The sequence below is a fragment of the Pseudomonas sp. FG36 genome (assembly GCF_057809275.1).
The window spans coordinates 273,069-288,161 of sequence record NZ_JBMDJQ010000002.1; the positions used below are offsets into that span (position 1 = coordinate 273,069).

Sequence of the window (15,093 nt, forward strand, 5' to 3'; positions counted from 1 at the left end):
ACCATGCCTCGCGAGATCGCCTTCCATGGCGTGTACATGCCCACCATGACCTTGATGTTCCTGTTCGCCCTGGGCCTGGCCTGGGGCCTGGACCGGTTCATCGCCAGCCATGATGGCTACCGCTTCTTCTGGCACCCGGCGCTGCTGCGCCTGAGCCTGTTCGTCTGCTTGTTCGGCGCCCTGGCGCTGTCGCTCTACTGGTGAGAATCCTGCAATGAAAAAGTTCTTCAGCCTGATCGCCACCCTGTTGGTGCTGACCGCTGCCGTGGTGATCGGCCGCCAGTTGTGGCTGCACTACATGACCACGCCGTGGACCCGCGACGGCCGGGTGCGCGCTGACATCATCAACGTTGCCGCCGATGTGCCGGGCTATGTGGTGGACGTACCGGTCAAGGACAACCAGCGGGTGAAGAAGGGCGACGTGCTGATCCGCATCGACCCGGAGCACTACCAGTTGGCGGTGGAGCAGGCCAAGGCGCTGGTTGCCTCGCGCAAGGCCACCTGGGAAATGCGCAAGGTCAACGCCAGGCGCCGCGCCGACATGGACAACCTGGTGATCTCGAAAGAGAACCGCGACGACGCCAGCAATATCGCCAGCTCCGCCCTGGCCGACTACCAGCACGCCCAGGCCCAGCTGGCCGCCGCCGAACTGAACCTCAAGCGCACGCAGATCGTTGCCACCGTCGATGGCTACGTGACCAACCTGAACATCCACAAGGGCGATTACGCCCGCACCGGCGAGGCGGTGATGGCGGTGGTGGATGAGCAGTCGTTCTGGGTGTACGGCTTCTTCGAGGAAACCAAGCTGCCCCACGTCAAGGTAGGCGATGTGGCCGAACTGCAGATGATGAGCGGCGAGCGCATCAAAGGGCATGTGGAGAGCATCGCCCGGGGGATTTACGACCGCGACAACCCGCAGAGCCGCGAGCTGATCGCCGATGTGAACCCGACCTTCAACTGGGTGCGCCTGGCGCAGCGGGTGCCGGTACGCATCCACATCGACGAGGTGCCCGAGGGCTTTTTGCTGGCGGCGGGTACCACCTGCACCGTGGTGGTCACGCCGGATGGCGATTGACTCGCTTTGGTGCCGGGTACCGCGGGCGCTTGCTTCGCGGGTGAATCCGCTCCCACAGGTACAGCGCTTAGCGTCAAAGTGGCGCGTATCCTGTGGGAGCGGATTCAGCCGCGAACACCGGCGTAGCCGGTGCCTAGGGTTTGGCGCCGGGGCTCAGCGGTGCATGAACTGCGGAGTGCGTTTCTCGGCGAAGGCTGCCATGCCTTCCTTCTGGTCGTCGATGGCGAAGGTGGAGTGGAACAACCGGCGCTCGACCCGCACACCTTCGCTCAGGCTGGTTTCGAACGCATGGTTGACCGCTTCCTTGGCCATCATGGTCACCGGGCCCGAATAGCCGGCAATACGCGAGGCGGCTTGCAGCGCCTCGTCGAGCAGCGTGGCGTCGCTGACCCGGCGGCTGACCAGGCCACAGCGTTCGGCTTCCTCGGCGTCCATGGTGCGCCCGGTCAGCACCAGGTCCATGGTCTTGGCCTTGCCGATCGAGCGCGCCAGGCGCTGGCTGCCACCGGCACCGGGGATGGTGCCGATCTTGATTTCCGGCTGGCCGAAGCGGGCGCTTTCGCCCGCGATGATCATGTCGCACATCAGCGCCAGTTCGCAGCCGCCGCCCAGGGCGTAACCGGCCACCGCGGCAATGGTGGGCTTGCGGAAGCTGGCCAGGCGTTCCCAGTTCACCGTCACGAAGTCACTGGTGTAGACGTCCATGTAGCTGCGATCGCGCATGGCCTTGATGTCGGCGCCCGCGGCGAACACGGTGTCGCCGCCGGTCAGCACCAGGGCGCGCACGCTGCGGTCCTGTTCCAGGCGCTCGAGCACGCCGGCCAGCTCTTCCATCAGCTCGACGCAGAGGGCGTTGAGGGCTTCGGGGCGGCTCAGGCGCAGCAGCGCGACGGCGCCAAACTGTTCCAGTTGCAGGTAGTCGAGTTTCATCCGTGTCGTCTCGGTTCAGTGGCGTGGGGATTGAGGGTGGGCATCGATCAGCACCGGGCAGCTGGCTTCGTCGATGACCTTGCTGGCGATCGAAGGGTCGAGCATGCGTTTGAGGCGTGAGAGGTGGCGATGGCCCATGACGATCAGGTCGATATTGCGTGCCTTGGCAGCCTTGATGATGGCTTCGGCCGGCTCGCCGAGCTCTTGGCTGCCGGTGGTCGAGAAACCCGCCTGCTCAAAAGCCTGGATGGCTTCTTGCATGATCTTGTCCGCCTGCAGTTGCTCCTGGGCGGCGGCCGGGTATTCGGTTTGGTCGAAGCGGCTCAGGCGCTGGTCGAATTCTTCCAGGGCATAGGCGCTGTCGACGGCGAGCAATACGTGCAGCAAGTACTGCTCGGGGTCGCAGAAGCGCTTGACGGTGTCGAGGATGCCAAGGCTGCGCGGGGTGCCATCAATGGCGATCAGTACCGAGCGGAACATGGTTGCAAGTCCATTGGTTATGCGAGAGGCAGCTATTTTTGGGAATGATTACAATTGGGTAAATGGTGTGCGGTGCAATCACAAGTTGCGTTGTATGCAAAGGCAGGAAAACTGGCAAAGACTGGTAATATTGCAGCGGATTCACCGAAATTCTTGAATGGATGCTTACCATGCACTTTCCGGATATGAACCTTCTGGTCGCATTGGACGCCCTGCTCGACGAGGGCAGCGTGGTCGGAGCGGCGCGCCGCATGAACCTCAGCCCGGCGGCCATGAGCCGCACCCTGACGCGGATCCGCCACGCCGTTGGCGACCCGATCCTGGTGCGCGCCGGCCGCGGCCTGGTGCCCACGCCCAAGGCCATGGCCTTGCGCAGCCAGGTGCGCAGCGTGGTCGAACAGGCCGGCCAGGTCTTCAGCTCCAGCGACGAGGTCGACCTGCCGACCCTGGAACGTTCCTTCAACCTGCGCGCCAACGATGTGTTCATCGCACCCTTCGCCACGCCATTGCTGGAAACCATGCGCAAACAGGCGCCCCGCACCGTGTTGCGCTTTGTGCCGGAGGGCGAGGGTGGCGACGAGGACGAAAGCCTGCGCGATGGGCGCCTGGACCTTTACATCAGCGCCACCCGCAACCTGGGGCCGGAGATCAAGGTGCAGAGCCTGTTCTCCACCACCTTCGTCGGCCTGGCCCGGGTCGATCACCCGATCTTCAATGACGAGATCACCCCGGAGCGTTTCGCCGCCTACGAGCAGATCAGCGTGTCGCGCCGTGGTCGCGCCACCGGGCCGATCGACCAGGCGCTGGCGGGCATGGGCTTGAGCCGGCGAGTGGCGTTGATTACACCGAGTTTCCACTCGGCGATGTTCTCGCTGCCCGAGTCCAACCTGCTGCTGCCGTTGCCGCAGCATGTGCTGTTGAGTGTCGCGCGCCTTGGCTTGCCGTTGCGCTCGTTCCGCATTCCCATCGCGCTGGAGTCGGTGGCGATCATGCAGGCCTGGCACCCGCGTTATGACAACGACCCGGCGCACCGCTGGCTGCGCCAGACGCTCAAGGAGTGCTGCAGCAGGCATTGAGTGCAATGCGGGAGCCGGCTTTGCTGGCGACCCGGGCGGCGCGGTGCATGGCACCGACTGCGGCGGTGTTCGCGGGCACCGGTTGCGCAGGGCCCTCTGCCAGGCCTGCCGTCGCACTTAACCTTAATTTAGTGACTTTATAGTTGCATTGCATGCAGCATAAAGCTGCGAATATGTCAGTTTTCGTCAGCATTGTGCCTCCCTAGACTTGCCGGGTATCTACTTTCCCGGAGTTCTATAGCCATGCGTGCCTATCTGCCTTGCCCCGCCCCAGCCCGTGCCGCCGGGGCCAGGCCATGACGTCGCTGGCCGCCACGGCTGGCGTGGCCGCTCCGGCGGCCGCCGCGGCCCCGGCCCCGGCCAAGCCGGCCGCGCCACCGGCGTTCGGCCCGCGCATCGTTGTCGGCCTGGTCGGCGTGCTGCTGGCGGTGCTGTGCGCTGGCCTCAACGAGATGGTCACCAAGATGGCCCTTGCCGATATCCGTGGCGGCATGGGCATCGGCGCCGATGAAGGCTCGTGGCTGGTGGCGCTGTACTCGGCGACCTCGGTGTCGGCCATGGCCTTCGCGCCCTGGTGCTCGGTGACCTTTTCCCTGCGCCGCTTCACCCTCTGCGCCATTGGTGCGTTCGCCGTGCTTGGCCTGCTGTGCCCGTTCGCGCCCAACCAGGAAACCTTGATGGTGCTGCGCACCTTGCAAGGTTTCGCCGGTGGCGCCCTGCCGCCGATGCTGATGAGCGTCGCGCTGCGCTTCCTGCCGCCGGGCATCAAGCTCTACGGCCTGGCCGGCTATGCCTTGACCGCCACCTTCGGCCCCAGCCTAGGCCTGCCATTGGCCGGCCTGTGGACCGAATACGTGGGTTGGCAGTGGGCTTTCTGGCAGATCATCGTGCCCTCGCTGCTGGCCATGGCCTGTGTGGCCTGGGGCCTGCCACAGGATCCCCTGCGCCTGGAACGTTTCAAGCAGTTCGACTGGCGTGGCCTGTTGCTGGGGTTGCCGGCGATCTGCTCGATCGTCATCGGCCTGTCCCAGGGCGATCGCTACGGCTGGTTCAACTCACCGCTGATCTGCTGGCTGCTCGGCGGTGGCCTGGCGCTGCTGGTGCTGTTCATGATCAACGAATGGTCTCACCCGCTGCCGTTCTTCAAGTTGCAGATGCTCACCAACCGCAACCTCACCCATGCGCTGATCACCCTGGGCGGCGTGCTGGTGGTGCTGTCGGCGGTGATCATCATTCCGTCGAGCTTCCTCGCCCAGATCCAGGGCTACCGTCCGGCACAGACCGGCCCGGTAATGCTGCTGGTGGCCCTGCCGCAACTGCTGGCCCTGCCGCTGACCGCGGCGCTGTGCAACATCCGCGCGGTGGACTGCCGCTGGGTCCTGGCCACCGGTCTGGGCATGCTGGCGATTTCCTGCTTCGGCGGCACCTTCGTCACCTCGCAGTGGATCCGCGACAACTTCTACGTGTTGCAGTTGTTCCAGATCTTCGGCCAACCCATGGCGGTGATCCCGCTGCTGATGCTTGCCACCGGCGGCATGACACCGCAGGACGGCCCGTTCGCCTCGGCCTGGTTCAACACCATCAAGGGCCTGGCCTCGGTGGTCGCCGCCGGGGTGCTGGACGCGCTGACCACCAGCCGTCGGCATTTCCACTCGAACATGCTGGTGGACAACCTGGGCAACTCGCCGCTGGTCGACGGCAACGCCGCCGGCCTGGCCAAGCGTATTCACGAACAGGCCGTGGTACTGACCTCGGCTGACCTCTACCTGTGCATGGCACTGCTGGCGCTGGCGCTGATCGCGCTGATTCCCTTCGTGCCTACCCGGATCTATCCACCCCGCGCGGTGGCATAGCGTTCTTGTTGAGAGAGAAAAACATCATGAGCATAAGTAAAAACCAGAAACTGGCCTTGATCGCGGCGGCGGTCATCGTCGTCGGCGGCATCGCCTTCAGCGCCTTGCCTTCGCTGTTCGGCGCCGACGGCGTGCAGTCGACCAACGACGCCTATGTCTCGGCCGACTACACCGTGGTCGCGCCGAAAGTGGCCGGTTTCATCACCCAGGTCCTGGTGGAAGACAACCAGCAGGTCAAGGCCGGGCAGACCTTGGCGCGCATCGACGACCGTGACTTCCAGGCCGCCTTGGCGGCGGCCGAGGCCCAAGCACAGATGGCCCGCGCGCAACTGCAAAATGCCAAGGCCACCCTCGAGCGCCAGGCCTCGCTGATTTCCCAGGCCGAGGCCGCCGTGGCCGCCGATAAAGCCGAACTGGCGTTCTCCAGCCATGAGCTTACCCGCCACACGCGCCTGGCCGAGCAGGGCGCCGGCACCGTGCAGAACGCCCAGCAGGCGCGCAGCCGGGTCGACCAGGCCCAGGCACGCCTGACCAACTCCAGCGCGGCCCTGGCGGCGGCGCGCAAACAGACCGATATCCTCAGCGCGCAACTGCAGGCCGCCGAGGCCGGGCGCAAGCATGCCGATGCGGCACTGGACCGGGCTCGCCTGGACCTGTCCTACACCACCATCGTCGCGCCGATCGACGGCATGGTCGGCGAGCGCGCGGTGCGCATTGGCTCCTATGTGCAGCCCGGGGCGAAGATGCTTTCGGTGGTGCCGCTGCAGCGCGCCTACGTGATCGGCAACTTCCGCGAAACCCAGTTGACCCACGTGCTGCCGGGCCAACGCGTGGAAGTGAGCGTCGATACCTTCCCCGGCGAGCGCCTGCGTGGTTACGTGCAGAGCGTCGCGCCGGCCACTGGCCTGACGTTCGCGGCGGTCAAGCCAGACAACGCCACCGGCAACTTCACCAAGGTGGTGCAGCGGATCCCGGTGAAAATCGTCTTCGACGCCGACCAGCCGTTGCTGCAGCGCCTGCGCGTGGGCATGTCGGTGATCGCCGACATCGACACCCGCAGCGACGCGGGCCAGGACACCCGGGGCAAGGCCAACCATGAGGTCAGCGCCCGATGAAGCTTGCACGCACCGGCACGCCCTTGCTGTTGGGCGCCACCTTGGCCCTGAGCGCCTGCACCCTCGGCCCGGACTTCCACAAGCCCGCCTCGACTGCGCCGGCGGCCTGGCCGGCGTTGCAGGAGAAGGCCGCGCCCAGCCAGCCGCAGAGCACGCCGCTGGAGGCGCGTTGGTGGGAGACCTTCCACGATGCGCAACTGACGGCGCTGATCCAGCGCGCGGTGGAGCGTAACCTGGACCTGCAGATCGCCACCTCGCGCCTGATGCAGAGCCGTGCGCTGCGCATGAGCATCGCCTCCGAGCAGTACCCCTCGGTTGACGTCAACGCTGGCTACAGCCGCACGCGCAACAGTGCCGAGGGCCTTGCCGATCCGTCCGGCAAGAATGGCAAGTCGGCGTTCAACCTGTGGCAGGGCGATTTCGTCGCGGCCTGGGAGCTGGACCTGTGGGGCCGGGTACGCCGCGAAGTGGAAGCGGCCGATGCCAGTGTCGAGGTCGCCGAAAACGACCGCCAGGGCGTGCTGCTGTCGCTGCTGGCCGACACCGCCAGTACCTATATCCAGCTGCGCTCGGTGCAGAGCACCCTGGCCGTGGTCCGCGAGAACCTCGATGTCTCCCGGCATTCGCTGCGCCTGTCGCAGATGCGCCTGAACGACGGCATGGCGACCAACCTCGATGTGGCCCAGGCCGCCGCCCAGGTGGCGGCGGTCGAGGCGCGCCTGCCAACCCTCGAAGAGCGCCAGGCCCAGTTGATCAACGCCCTGAGCCTGCTGGTGGCCGAACCGCCGCGCAGCTTGCAGAACGAGCTGCTGACCCCCGGCGAACTGCCGCGCACCGCTCAACGCTTCGCCATGGGCCTGCCGTCGGAGCTGGCCGAGCGCCGGCCCGACATCCGTCAGGCCGAGGCGCGGCTGCACGCGGCCACCGCCAGCATTGGCGTGGCCAAGGCCAATTTCTATCCGAGCATCCGCCTGTCTGGCAGCGCCGGGTTCCAGTCGATGCAACTGTCGGACTTCGGTAATTGGGACTCACGACGCTTTGCCATAGGGCCTCAGTTGAACCTGCCGATCTTCGAAGGCGGGCTCCTCAAGGGCGTGCTCGAACTGCGCGAGGCGCAGCAACAGGAAGCGGCCTTGCAGTACCAGCAGACGGTGCTGCGCGCCTGGCACGAAGTGGACGATGTGCTGCGCCAGTACAACGCCAGCCAGCTGCGCCGTGACCTGCTCGAGGAAGCGGTGCGCCAGAGCCGGGTGGCCCTGGACAACGCCAAGCGCCAGTACGTGGAGGGCGCGGTGGATTTCCTCAACGTATTGACGGTGCAGAGCGCGTTGCTGGCCAACCAGGAGCAGTGGGTGGAAAGCAGCGCCGCCACATCGTTGTCCATGGTGGGGTTGTACAAGTCCCTGGGCGGCGGTTGGCAATCGTTTGCGCCGATGATGCAAGCCAAGGTTGAACGCGATTGAACGCAACGCTCAGAGAGCCATGAGGCCCGCCGCCAACAATGCTTGCGTTGTTGGCGGCGTGTCGTTTTTGGGAACAGATATCATCCAGAAAAAGGACGCAGGTATGAATATTTCCTTGCACGGCAAAAGTGCAATCGTTAGCGGTTCCACGGCCGGCATAGGGTTCGCCGTCGCTTTTGGCTTGGCCGAGGCGGGTGCGAATGTGGTGATCAACGGCCGCGACGAAGGCCGGGTCAAGCGCGCGATCAAGAAAATCACCGACAAGCTGCCAGGCGCCAGGGTCTCCGGCGTGGTGGCCGGCCTGGACACGGTCGAAGGTGTGAAGAAGCTGATCGCCAAGGAGCCGGAAGCCGACATCCTGGTGAACAACCTGGGTATCTTCGAGCCCAAGGGCTTCTTCGAGATCAGCGATGAAGACTGGCAGCATTTCTTCGAGGTCAACGTGATGAGCGCGGTGCGCCTGTCGCGGCATTACGCCCAGGGCATGAAAGCGCGCAACTGGGGGCGGGTGCTGTTCATGTCCAGCGAGTCGGCGCTGCAGATCCCGACCGAGATGATTCACTACGGCACCACCAAGACCGCGTTGCTGGCGGTGTCCCGCGGCTTGGCCGAGACCCTGGCCGGTACCGGGGTGACGGTCAACGCCGTGTTGCCGGGGCCAACCCGCTCCGAGGGCGTGGGCGGTTACTTCGAGAAAATGGCCGACGAGGCCGGCAAGCCGGTCGAGGAGCTGGAAGCCAGCTTCATTGCCGAGCACCGTCCCAGCTCGATCATCAAGCGCCTGGCCACGGTGGAAGAGGTTGCCAGCCTGGTGGTCTACCTGGCCTCGCGCCAGGCCAGTGCCACCACCGGCGCGGCCATGCGCGTGGATGGCGGTGTGGTGCGTTCGATCGCCTGATGCAAAAAGCCCGGACGGTCATGCCGCCCGGGCTTTGTTGTTGTCGAGATTGCCGGAAAACACTGGCGCAGGGTCAATGCGCCAAGGTCGGCTGGCTCAGGGCCGGCAGCCCATAGTCGAACTCGGCGAACAGCCGGGCGAAGCGCTTGAGCGACTCCGGTGCGTCCATGCGCTCCATGACCACTTCGATGAATACCAGCGTGTCGCAGGCTTCGGCCTCGATCAACGCCACTTCCAGCTGGTCCTCGGTGTGCACGGTGAAATGCCGGGCACGCTCGCGGGTGTCGAGCACCTTGGGCAACTGGGCATAGCGCCATGGGTTGATGTCGTTGTAGCTGGAGTTCTCGCCGAGAATCAGGCGCTCGATGGTGTAGCCATCGTTGTTGATCAGGAAAATGATCGGCTTGAGATCGTGGGCCAGGATGGTCGACAGCTCCTGCACGGTCATCTGCAACGAACCGTCGCCGATGAACAGCATCTGCCGGCGCTGCGGCTGGGCCAGCAGGGTGCCGAGCAGGGCTGGCAGGGTATAGCCGATCGAGCCCCAGATCGGCTGGGTCAGGTAGGTCACCCCACGCGGCATGCGCAGGCCATTGAGGCCAGCCGAGGAAGTGCCGCTCTCGGCGATGATCAGCTCGTCGCCACGGATCAGGTGGGCGATGCGCTGCCAGAAGCGCAGCTGGCTCAGCGGGTGTTCAGGCAGCGCGCGGAACGCCTCCGGGCCACTGAACGGTGGCACCTGGCGTGGCGCGGCCTGCATCAGCGGAGGTTGCTGTACCAAGGTTTCCAGCACCTGGCGCATGCTCACCGCGTTGTAGTGCACCTTGGCCATCGACGCGGCGTAGGGCTGTAGCTGGATCAGCGCGCCATCCTGGAATTTCTGCGAGAACAGCGCGGTGCTGACATCGGTGAAACGCGCGCCGATGCTCAGCACGCAGTCGGCCTGCTCGATCGCCTCGCGCACCGCGGGGGCGCTGCCGGCGCCGGCATAGGTGCCGAGGAACAGGTGGTGGGTCTCTGGCAGCATGGCCTTGGCCGGCGGCAGGTTGGCAAACGGCAGCTCGAGACGTTCGATCAACTCGAGCACCTGGTCGGTCAGGCCGAAGCGTTCGACGTCGATGTCCACCAGCACCACGGGGTGGCTGGCCTTGGCCAGGCGTTCGCGCAGTTGGGCCACCACATGTTGCAGCTGGCCCGGCTCGCTGCGGGTTTCGCATAATTGCAACGGGGTGTCGGGCACTTCGATGTGCAGGTAGGCGAGGTCCGACGGCAGTTGCAGGTACACCGGGCGGCGTTCGCGCAGGCAGGTCTGCAGCACCCGGTCGATCTCATGCGCGGCGTTTTCCACGGTGATGCGAGCCTGGGCCACGGTGAACTGGCGCACGGCAACCATGATGTTGTCGTAGTTGCCGTCGGCCAGGGTGTGGTGCATCAGGGCGCGGTCGATGATCGCGTGCAGGGGGGGCATGCCGGAGATCATGACCACCGGGACTCGCTCGGCATAGGCGCCGGCGATGCCGTTCAGGGCGCTCAGGTCGCCGACGCCATAGGTGGTCAGCACGGCGCCGAAGCCCTGGGCGCGGGCGTAGCCGTCGGCGGCGTAGGCGGCATTGAGCTCGTTGCAGTTGCCGATGAAGCGCAGGTCCGGCATGACCTCGACTTGTTCTAGCAAGGTCAGGTTGTAGTCGCCGGGCACGCCGAACAGATGGCGTATACCGAGTTCCTGCAGGCGACGCAGGAGAAAGTCGCCGATGGTCATGTCCATGTTGGAATCAACCTCGTGGGTCCGTTACGGAGGGTTACCGGGCCGTCAGCGCGTGCCGCGCAGGTCGAAGACCTTGCCGGCCTTGCCTTCGGAGCGTTTCAGGGAATGGCAGGGGTTGAGCACGATGCGGGTGCTGATGCCCACATGCACCTTGATCCGGTGGCTCAGTTGCTGGCAGGCCGCACGTTGTTCTTCGTTGCTCAGGCGGCTGTGTTCCGGGCGCAGCTCGACCTGGACGGTGAGGGCGTCGAGATTGCCTTCGCGGCTGACGTGCAGCTCGTGCACGGGGCTGAAGATGAACAGGTTCAGCAGCTGCTCTTCGATCTGGCTGGGGAACACGTTGACCCCGCGGATGATCAGCATGTCGTCGCTGCGCCCGGTGATCTTGTCCAGCCGGCGCATGGCGCGGCCGTTGCCGGGCAGCAGGCGGGTCAGGTCGCGGGTGCGGTAGCGCACCATCGGCAGCGCTTCCTTGCTCAGGGTGGTGAGCACCAGTTCGCCGAACTGGCCGTCGGGCAGCACTTCGCCGGTTACCGGGTCGATGATTTCCGGGTAGAAGTGATCTTCCCAGAGCGTCGGGCCGTCCTTGGTGTCCAGGTGCTCCATAGCCACGCCCGGGCCCATGACTTCCGACAGGCCGTAGATGTCCAGGGCCTGGATGCCCAGGCGTTGCTCCAGCTCGCCGCGCATCTGCTGGCCCCACGGCTCGGCGCCGAAGATCCCGACCCGCAACGACAGCGCGCGTGGGTCCAGGCCCTGGCGTTCGATCTCTTCGGCGATGTTGAGCATGTACGACGGCGTGACCATGATGATGTCGGGCTGGAAGTCGCGGATCAGCTGGACTTGTTTCTCGGTCTGGCCGCCGGACATCGGGATCACCGTGCAGCCGAGCTTCTCGGCGCCGTAGTGCGCACCCAGGCCGCCGGTGAACAGGCCGTAGCCGTAGGCGATGTGGATGCGGTCGCCACGCTGGCCGCCGGCGGCGCGGATCGAGCGGGCCACTAGCGACGACCAGACATCGATGTCATGCCGGGTGTAGCCGACCACGGTGGGCTTGCCGGTGGTGCCGCTGGAGGCGTGCAGGCGCACCACCTGATCCATGGGCACGGCGAACAGGCCGAAGGGGTAGTGTTCGCGCAGCTCGGCCTTGCTGGTCAGGGGGAAGCGGGCCAGGTCTTCCAGGTTGTTCATGTCCTTGGGGTGGATCCCCAGGGCCTGGAACTGCTCGCGGTACCAGGGCACGTTGGCGTATGCGTGCTCCAGGGTGACGCGCAGGCGTTGCAGTTGATGTGCGCGCAGCTGGTCGACGCTGGCGTGTTCGAAGCGGTCGTCGACCGGCTCGGCGAAGGCGGCGGACGAGGTGCTGTGCAAGGGCATCGATGGGATGGGCATCGGGTCTGCTCTCTTTGTGTTGGGCGCAATGGAAGGCAGGCAAAGCCCCAGTGCCGGGCTACGCCAGGCCCACCCCGGGCGGGGCGGGCCTGGTGTGCCGGCAGGGCATGAAAGGGCTTGCGGGCTGCGGTCTTGACCGTTTCAGACGGCCTGTGTCAGGCGCAGCAGCTGGTTGAAGATGTTCTTCTGGTGCATCTCTTCGGTGCCGCCGACGCTGGCGAAACCGAGGGCATCCTTGACCAGGTTGGCGACGTCGCCTTCGTGGTAGCCCAGGCTGCCGTACAGCTTGAGCAGGCTGATGGCGCTGTTGATGAAGTCCTGCGCGGCGCCGAGCTTGGCGATCGAGCAGTTCATCAGGGCCTGGGGCTGGTCGTTGAGCAACTGATCGAGGGCGGCATAGGCCATCCAGCGGTTGCGTTCGATGCCCATGGCCAGGTCGACCAGGCGCTTCTGCACGTACTGGTGGTTGTCGATGGTGCTGTTGAAGCTTTCGCGCTTGGCCGCGTACTGCATGGCCTCGGCGAGGAACGGCGTGGGCAGGTTGGCCGCCACCAGGCCGTAGTACAGGCGGCCCAGGGAAATGATCTTGATCAGCTGCTGCAGGCCACGGCCGGGCTCGCCAAGCACTTGGCTGGTCGGCACGTGCAGGTTGTCGAAGTGCAACGGGCCGGTCGGCAGGTGCTTGTTGCCGAGCTTGTCGTCAGGCTGGCCGCGGGTCAGGCCCGGGGTGTCCTTGTCGATCATCACCAGGGCGATATTGGCCTTGGCGTCGGTGTCCAGCTTGGTGACGATCAACATGAAGTCGGCCACGGGGGCGTGGGCGATGTTGAACTTGCTGCCGTTGAGGCGGTAGCCATCTGCGGTCGGGGTCAGCAGGCTGTGGATGCTGCGCACGTCGGTGCCGGTGCCGGGTTCGGCAATGCCGGTGGCACTCAGGGCGCCATTGAGGATCGCGGTGAGGTAGCGGTCCTTCTGTTCGTCGTTGCCGTACAGCATCAGGGCGCGGACCATGCCGGCCTGGGCGATCACCGAGAGCAGCAGTTCGGGGGTGCGGATTGACGAGGCCAGGCCTTCGAGGGCGGCGGTGAAGCCCCACCAGTCCTCGCCCAGGCCACCGTGGCTGGCGGGGATGACCAATTGCCAGAGGCCGGCATCGCACAGGCGTTGCCAGCCGTAATGATCGAAACCAGGTTCGGCGCTGCGGCGGGCTTCGGCCAGCTCGGCGCCGATGGCCCGGTATTTCACCAGCAGTTCATGTTGCTGGGGCGTCCAGGAAAATTTCATTGCGAGAGTTCCTTTGCAGTCTGCTCGCCGGCCGCCAGGCGCCCGGCGATACCATCATCCCTGAGCCCGGGCTCAGCCTTCCTGGAATGCCAGGACCTGGTCCTTGAACGCTTGCGGTACAGGCACGGTGGCCTGTTTGTCGTAGTCGAACATCACGTGGTACGACTTGGCCTTGGCGACGATTTCCTTGCTGTCGTCCGAGCGGCGCATGATGTGCTCGATCTCGAAGCTCTTGGTGCCGAACTTGACCACCGAGCTGGTGACCACCAGGGTTTCGCCGTACATGGCCTGGGCCACGTAGTCGCACTCGCTGCGCACCATGATGTGCGGCAGTTTTTCGCGCTTGGGCAGGTTCAGCAGGTCGTGCATGTAGCACAGGTAGGCGTGCTGCATGTAGTCGTAATAAATCGGGCTGCTGACATGGCCCATGGAGTCGGTGTCGCGGTATTTGATTTCAATGACGGTGTCAAAACCCTTGGTGCTCATTGTGAACGTCCTTTTATATGAGGGTGGAGAGAGAATTGTCATTATCTTGAAACTTTTTTGTCTCATGTCAGTGCCGGTTAAGTGCAGCTGAAATATAAAGTTTCAAAGTGTTTTAAATCCTAAGTAGCTTGCCCGGCAATGGCTACTCGCATTCTTATAACTGACTATTGCGCTCTGTTATATAGACGCTGTGGGCCACGAAATACGCGGTCTTTCGGGGTTTTTTCGAGGCGCGCCGCGGCCTGCCTGCGCGCTGCGACGATCGGGCGCAGGAAAATTTAAATTGAATTGGAAAAAGCTCGCGTTTTCGCCGTGGTTACGAGTGTCGCCACTGTTTATTTAGCACGAATTTAAAATGCGAGTTTATATTCGGAAGGGCTGGTCTAGGCGCCTGTTATTGCGCTTAATCAAATGCGAGTAGTTGAGTTGTATACATTCTTTTAGCATGTCGAAGAGCGTGCCCAGCTGCGAGCGGGCACTGTTGTCGCAAGGAGTGCTTTCGATATGTTGGAACAAACCAAGGTGGCGGTGGTGACCGGTGCCGCCAGTGGCATTGGTGCGGCGACCGCCCGCCTGCTGGCCGCCGATGGCTACCGGGTGGTGTGCCTGGACCTGGATGCCCAGGGCCTGGCCGCGACCCTTGACGCCATTGGCGCGCAGCATCGGCATTATTGCCTGGACCTGTGTGACGAACAGGCCGTGGCGCAGGCGTTCAGCGATATCGAGCGCGTGTTCGGCCGTGTCGATGCACTGGCCACCTGTGCCGGCGTGGTCGACACCAGCGCTTTCGACGCCTTGAGCGTGGCGCGCCTGCGCCAGTTGCTGGACATCAACCTGATCGGCACCTTCAGCGTGGTTCAGCAGGCCGTGCGACTGATGCCCGCCGGTGGACGCATCTGCACCGTGGCCAGTGTCGCCGGCATCCGCGGCGGCGGCCTGGCCGGTACGCTGGGTTACGCCACCAGCAAAGGCGCGGTGATCACCCTGAGCAAAGGCCTGGCCCGTGAATTGGGGCCGCGCGGCATCAATGTCAACTGCGTGGCCCCGGCGGTGATCCGCACGCCGATGCTCGACGACACCACCCGGGTCGCCGGCAAGCTCGAGCAACTGCATGGCATGACAGCCCTGCGCCGCGAAGGCAGCGCCGAGGAGGCCGCCGAGGTGATCGGCTGGCTGCTGTCGGGCAAGTCGTCGTTCGTCAGTGGCACCACCATCGCCGTCGACGGCGGTTTGGCGATGCTCTAGCGCTGCCACGCATTCCCCTTTTTATCTCTAC

At 64.8% G+C, this 15,093-nt stretch carries 14 protein-coding genes; 8 read left to right on the top strand and 6 right to left on the bottom strand.

Annotated features, from left to right (window positions below; translation table 11 throughout):
- Window positions 1–3 precede the first annotated feature (3 nt).
- Window positions 4–204, top strand: coding sequence for a DUF1656 domain-containing protein (locus tag ACODS9_RS03425; RefSeq protein ID WP_008097766.1), 201 nt, complete (start codon window positions 4–6; stop codon window positions 202–204).
- Between the two features lie 10 nt (window positions 205–214).
- Window positions 215–1,075 carry an efflux RND transporter periplasmic adaptor subunit gene (locus tag ACODS9_RS03430; protein ID WP_489093231.1) on the top strand — a complete coding sequence of 287 codons (861 nt, stop codon included), beginning with the start codon at window positions 215–217 and terminating at the stop codon, window positions 1,073–1,075.
- Between the two features lie 153 nt (window positions 1,076–1,228).
- Here ACODS9_RS03430 and ACODS9_RS03435 read toward each other — a convergent pair whose 3' ends face one another.
- Window positions 1,229–2,005 (bottom strand): enoyl-CoA hydratase, encoded by a 777-nt coding sequence (locus ACODS9_RS03435; protein ID WP_401106684.1) that lies wholly within the window; start codon window positions 2,003–2,005, stop codon window positions 1,229–1,231.
- A 15-nt stretch (window positions 2,006–2,020) separates the two neighbouring features.
- Complete coding sequence (locus ACODS9_RS03440; RefSeq protein WP_401106687.1) at window positions 2,021–2,485, bottom strand: universal stress protein; 465 nt, start codon at window positions 2,483–2,485, stop codon at window positions 2,021–2,023.
- Window positions 2,486–2,655: 170 nt separating this feature from the next.
- Here ACODS9_RS03440 and ACODS9_RS03445 point away from each other — a divergent pair, with 170 nt between their 5' ends.
- From ACODS9_RS03445 to ACODS9_RS03465, 5 genes are all read left to right on the top strand, one after another.
- Window positions 2,656–3,561, top strand: coding sequence for a LysR family transcriptional regulator (locus ACODS9_RS03445; protein ID WP_401106690.1), 906 nt, complete (start codon window positions 2,656–2,658; stop codon window positions 3,559–3,561).
- Window positions 3,562–3,857: 296 nt separating this feature from the next.
- Complete coding sequence (locus ACODS9_RS03450; RefSeq protein WP_401106692.1) at window positions 3,858–5,414, top strand: MFS transporter; 1,557 nt, start codon at window positions 3,858–3,860, stop codon at window positions 5,412–5,414.
- 26 nt (window positions 5,415–5,440) lie between these two features.
- A complete protein-coding gene (locus tag ACODS9_RS03455; RefSeq protein WP_489093232.1) occupies window positions 5,441–6,529 on the top strand; it encodes an HlyD family secretion protein in 1,089 nt (362 codons plus the stop codon).
- A complete protein-coding gene (locus tag ACODS9_RS03460; RefSeq protein WP_489093233.1) occupies window positions 6,526–7,992 on the top strand; it encodes an efflux transporter outer membrane subunit in 1,467 nt (488 codons plus the stop codon). Before ACODS9_RS03455 ends, ACODS9_RS03460 begins: the two co-directional genes overlap by 4 nt.
- A 103-nt stretch (window positions 7,993–8,095) precedes the next feature.
- Window positions 8,096–8,890: an SDR family NAD(P)-dependent oxidoreductase gene (locus ACODS9_RS03465; protein WP_401106701.1), complete on the top strand. Its 795-nt coding sequence runs from the start codon at window positions 8,096–8,098 to the stop codon at window positions 8,888–8,890.
- A 73-nt stretch (window positions 8,891–8,963) separates the two neighbouring features.
- On the opposite strand, the gene ACODS9_RS03470 is transcribed toward ACODS9_RS03465, so the two are convergent.
- The 4 genes from ACODS9_RS03470 to ACODS9_RS03485 all read right to left on the bottom strand — a co-directional run bounded on the left by ACODS9_RS03470 (window position 8,964) and on the right by ACODS9_RS03485 (window position 13,817).
- Window positions 8,964–10,655 carry an alpha-keto acid decarboxylase family protein gene (locus ACODS9_RS03470; RefSeq protein ID WP_401106704.1) on the bottom strand — a complete coding sequence of 564 codons (1,692 nt, stop codon included), beginning with the start codon at window positions 10,653–10,655 and terminating at the stop codon, window positions 8,964–8,966.
- Window positions 10,656–10,700: 45 nt separating this feature from the next.
- Window positions 10,701–12,032: a phenylacetate--CoA ligase PaaK gene (paaK, locus tag ACODS9_RS03475; protein WP_401106997.1), complete on the bottom strand. Its 1,332-nt coding sequence runs from the start codon at window positions 12,030–12,032 to the stop codon at window positions 10,701–10,703.
- A gap of 156 nt (window positions 12,033–12,188) precedes the next feature.
- Window positions 12,189–13,331 (bottom strand): acyl-CoA dehydrogenase family protein, encoded by a 1,143-nt coding sequence (locus tag ACODS9_RS03480; RefSeq protein ID WP_186660222.1) that lies wholly within the window; start codon window positions 13,329–13,331, stop codon window positions 12,189–12,191.
- A 72-nt stretch (window positions 13,332–13,403) separates the two neighbouring features.
- Window positions 13,404–13,817 (bottom strand): acyl-CoA thioesterase, encoded by a 414-nt coding sequence (locus tag ACODS9_RS03485; RefSeq protein ID WP_186660224.1) that lies wholly within the window; start codon window positions 13,815–13,817, stop codon window positions 13,404–13,406.
- A 504-nt stretch (window positions 13,818–14,321) separates the two neighbouring features.
- Here ACODS9_RS03485 and ACODS9_RS03490 point away from each other — a divergent pair.
- Window positions 14,322–15,062: an SDR family NAD(P)-dependent oxidoreductase gene (locus tag ACODS9_RS03490; protein WP_489093234.1), complete on the top strand. Its 741-nt coding sequence runs from the start codon at window positions 14,322–14,324 to the stop codon at window positions 15,060–15,062.
- The last annotated feature ends 31 nt before the right edge of the window (window positions 15,063–15,093 follow it).

Excerpts from the sequence above, each read along its gene's own strand:
- ACODS9_RS03460 (WP_489093233.1), top strand. The coding sequence starts at position 6,526 with ATGAAGCTTGCACGCACCGGCACGCCCTTGCTGTTGGGCGCCACCTTG.
- ACODS9_RS03490 (WP_489093234.1), top strand. The coding sequence starts at position 14,322 with ATGTTGGAACAAACCAAGGTGGCGGTGGTGACCGGTGCCGCCAGTGGC.
- ACODS9_RS03440 (WP_401106687.1), bottom strand. The coding sequence starts at position 2,485 with ATGTTCCGCTCGGTACTGATCGCCATTGATGGCACCCCGCGCAGCCTT.
- ACODS9_RS03430 (WP_489093231.1), top strand. The coding sequence starts at position 215 with ATGAAAAAGTTCTTCAGCCTGATCGCCACCCTGTTGGTGCTGACCGCT.
- ACODS9_RS03455 (WP_489093232.1), top strand. The coding sequence starts at position 5,441 with ATGAGCATAAGTAAAAACCAGAAACTGGCCTTGATCGCGGCGGCGGTC.
- ACODS9_RS03425 (WP_008097766.1), top strand. The coding sequence starts at position 4 with ATGCCTCGCGAGATCGCCTTCCATGGCGTGTACATGCCCACCATGACC.
- ACODS9_RS03470 (WP_401106704.1), bottom strand. The coding sequence starts at position 10,655 with ATGGACATGACCATCGGCGACTTTCTCCTGCGTCGCCTGCAGGAACTC.
- ACODS9_RS03435 (WP_401106684.1), bottom strand. The coding sequence starts at position 2,005 with ATGAAACTCGACTACCTGCAACTGGAACAGTTTGGCGCCGTCGCGCTG.
- ACODS9_RS03465 (WP_401106701.1), top strand. The coding sequence starts at position 8,096 with ATGAATATTTCCTTGCACGGCAAAAGTGCAATCGTTAGCGGTTCCACG.
- ACODS9_RS03480 (WP_186660222.1), bottom strand. The coding sequence starts at position 13,331 with ATGAAATTTTCCTGGACGCCCCAGCAACATGAACTGCTGGTGAAATAC.
- ACODS9_RS03450 (WP_401106692.1), top strand. The coding sequence starts at position 3,858 with ATGACGTCGCTGGCCGCCACGGCTGGCGTGGCCGCTCCGGCGGCCGCC.
- paaK (WP_401106997.1), bottom strand. The coding sequence starts at position 12,032 with ATGCCCTTGCACAGCACCTCGTCCGCCGCCTTCGCCGAGCCGGTCGAC.
- ACODS9_RS03445 (WP_401106690.1), top strand. The coding sequence starts at position 2,656 with ATGCACTTTCCGGATATGAACCTTCTGGTCGCATTGGACGCCCTGCTC.
- ACODS9_RS03485 (WP_186660224.1), bottom strand. The coding sequence starts at position 13,817 with ATGAGCACCAAGGGTTTTGACACCGTCATTGAAATCAAATACCGCGAC.